Consider the following 2,882-nt stretch of genomic DNA (forward strand, 5'->3'; position numbering starts at 1 on the left):
AGCCCGGCTGGCTGCGCCGCCCGCTGCGCTCCCGCGACACCCTGCTGATGGCGGAGGCGCTGCGCGCGATGGGCGTGGGCATCGAGGAGACGGTCTCCTCCAGCTCCGAGGGAGATCAGGACGGCTCCGGCGAGGCGTGGCGGATCATCCCGGCCCGGCCGCACGGCCCGGCCACCGTCGACGTCGGCAACGCGGGCACGGTCATGCGCTTCCTGCCGCCGGTGGCGGCCCTCGCCGACGGCCCGGTCCGCTTCGACGGCGACCCGCGCAGCTACGAGCGCCCGCTGCACGGCGTGATCGACGCGCTGCGCGCCCTGGGCGCCCGCATCGACGACAACGACCGCGGCGCGCTGCCGCTGACCGTGCACGGCGCCGGGGCGCTGGAGGGCGGTCCGGTGGAGATCGACGCCTCGTCGTCCTCCCAGTTCGTGAGCGCGCTGCTGCTGTCGGGGCCGCGGTTCAACCAGGGCGTGGAGGTACGGCACGTAGGTTCCGTGCTGCCGTCGATGCCGCACATCCGGATGACGGTCGAGATGCTGCGCGCCGCCGGGGCCCAGGTGGACACCCCCGAGTCGGGCGGCGAGCCGAACGTGTGGCGGGTCTCCCCCAGCGCGCTGCTGGGCCGCGACCTGGTGGTCGAGCCGGACCTGTCGAACGCGGCGCCGTTCCTGGCGGCCGCCCTGGTCACCGGCGGCCGGGTCACCATTCCCGACTGGCCCGAGCGCACCACGCAGCCGGGTGACGCGCTGCGCGACATCTTCACCGCCATGGGCGGCTCCTGCGAACTCACCGACGCGGGCCTGACCTTCACCGGCACCGGCCGGATCACCGGCATCGACGCCGACCTGCACGAGGTCGGCGAGCTCACCCCGGTGATCGCCGCGGTGGCCGCGCTCGCCGACTCCGAGTCCGAGCTGCGCGGCATCGCCCACCTGCGGCTGCACGAGACGGACCGGCTGGCCGCGCTGGCCAAGGAGATCAACGAGCTCGGCGGCGACGTCACCGAGACCGCCGACGGCCTGCGCATCCGCCCGCGCCCGCTGCACGGCGGCGTCTTCCACACCTACGAGGACCACCGGCTGGCCACCGCCGCGGCGGTGCTCGGCCTCGCCGTTCCGGGCGTCGAGGTGGAGAACGTGGCGACCACCGCCAAGACCCTCCCCGACTTCCCTGAGCTCTGGCACGGCATGCTCGGATCCGTCGCGGGGGCGACGACGGTGTCGAGAGCCTGAGGGACCCGGAACACCATGCGCCGCTACGGCAAGCACACCGACGAGGACGACGTCCGCGTCCGCCCCAACCGCAAGGGCAACCGGCCGCGGACCAGCATCCGCCCCAAGCACGAGGACGCCGCCGAGGGCTTCGTCCTCACCGTCGACCGGGGCCGGCTGACGGTCCTCGTCGAGGACCGGATCGTCATGGCCATGAAGGCGCGCGAGCTGGGCCGCAAGGGCGTCGTCGTCGGCGACCAGGTGGCGGTCGTCGGCGACCTGAGCGGGCAGAAGGACACCCTGGCCCGGATCGTCCGGGTCGAGGAGCGCCGCTCGGTGCTGCGCAGGACGGCCGACGACACCGACCCGTTCGAGCGGGTCGTGGTCGCCAACGCCGACCAGCTGGCCATCGTCACCGCCCTGGCCGACCCCGAGCCGCGCCCCCGGCTGATCGACCGCTGCCTGGTCGCGGCGTACGACGCGGGGCTGGAGCCGCTGCTCGTCCTGACGAAGTCGGATCTCGCCCCGGCCGCGAAGCTGATGGAGTCCTACGGCGCGCTGGGCCTGCCGTACGTGGTCACCAACCGCGAGGAGCTGGCCGTCGGCGAGGCCGCGGAGCGGGTGCGGGAGCGGCTGAACGGCCGGGTCACGGCGTTCGTCGGGCACTCCGGCGTCGGCAAGACCACGCTCGTCAACGCGCTCGTCCCGGACCGGCAGCGGGCCACCGGGCACGTCAACGCGGTCACCGGCCGCGGCCGGCACACCACCACGTCGGCGCTGGCCCTGCCGCTGCCCGGCGGCTCCGGCTGGGTGATCGACACCCCGGGCGTGCGGTCGTTCGGGCTGAACCACATCGACCCCTCGCGCGTCATCAACGCCTTCCCGGACCTGGTGCCGGGCACGGAGGGCTGCCCGCGCGCGTGCGGCCACGACGAACCGGACTGCGCGCTGGACCAGTGGGTCGCGGACGGGCACGCCGACCCGCAGCGGCTGTACTCGCTGCGGCGCCTTCTGGCCACCCGGGAGCGGCGCGAAGGCGACTGATCGCCTACGTTTGCGCATGACCGCCGATGGCAAGTGCATCAGCACCGGGACGGACGGGGCGGTCGACGACACGGGAGGCGAAACTGATGGCGTGGCTGCTGGTCGTGGTCGCAGGACTTCTGGAAACCGGCTTCGCCGTCTGTCTCAAACTCTCGCACGGCTTCACCCGGCTGTGGCCGACGATCGCCTTCGCCTGCTTCGCCCTCGGCAGCTTCGGCCTGCTCACGCTCTCCCTCCGCAAGCTGGACGTGGGCCCGGCCTACGCGGTGTGGACGGGCATCGGCGCGGCCGGGACGGCGATCTACGGCATGGTCTTCCTGGACGACCTGGTCTCCACGCTGAAGCTGGTCTCGATCGCCTTCGTGATCGTCGGGGTGATCGGGCTCCAGCTGTCGGGCTCCGCGCACTGAGCGCGCCGGATCCCGGGGATCACTCCCGCCCGCCGTCGAGCAGCCTCCTGACCACGTCCGCCACCTCCTCGGCCGCCTCGGTGTCGGAGCCCGCCGGGGCGACCACGTACGCCAGGGTCATCCGGACGGCGGCCTCGCACGCCCGGCGCAGCGACTCCGGGTCCGGCGGGCGGCCGGTCCGGGCGCCGGCCTCGCCGGCCGCCCGCGCCGCGCTGCC

3 protein-coding genes and 1 pseudogene are annotated in these 2,882 nt (G+C 74.1%); 3 read left to right on the forward strand and 1 reads right to left on the reverse strand.

Annotated features, from left to right (window positions below):
* The 3 genes from aroA to JNW98_RS34700 form a co-directional block, all read left to right on the forward strand.
* Positions 1-1,232 (forward strand): 3-phosphoshikimate 1-carboxyvinyltransferase (gene aroA, locus JNW98_RS34690; RefSeq protein ID WP_223772258.1); only part of this gene is annotated, 1,232 nt, incomplete at its 5' end.
* A gap of 15 nt (positions 1,233-1,247) precedes the next feature.
* Positions 1,248-2,255: a ribosome small subunit-dependent GTPase A gene (gene rsgA, locus JNW98_RS34695; RefSeq protein ID WP_223772259.1), complete on the forward strand. Its 1,008-nt coding sequence runs from the start codon at positions 1,248-1,250 to the stop codon at positions 2,253-2,255.
* 86 nt (positions 2,256-2,341) lie between these two features.
* Entirely contained in the window at positions 2,342-2,665 is a 324-nt protein-coding gene (locus JNW98_RS34700) for a DMT family transporter (RefSeq protein ID WP_171167244.1), read from the forward strand.
* A gap of 19 nt (positions 2,666-2,684) precedes the next feature.
* Here JNW98_RS34700 and JNW98_RS34705 read toward each other — a convergent pair.
* Positions 2,685-2,882, reverse strand: a pseudogene (locus JNW98_RS34705) (TetR/AcrR family transcriptional regulator); the annotation flags it as partial.

The sequence above is a fragment of the Streptomyces huiliensis genome (genome assembly GCF_020037025.1).
Lineage (GTDB): Bacteria > Actinomycetota > Actinomycetes > Streptomycetales > Streptomycetaceae > Streptomyces > Streptomyces huiliensis.

Excerpts from the sequence above, each read along its gene's own strand:
- JNW98_RS34700 (WP_171167244.1), top strand. The coding sequence starts at position 2,342 with ATGGCGTGGCTGCTGGTCGTGGTCGCAGGACTTCTGGAAACCGGCTTC.
- rsgA (WP_223772259.1), top strand. The coding sequence starts at position 1,248 with ATGCGCCGCTACGGCAAGCACACCGACGAGGACGACGTCCGCGTCCGC.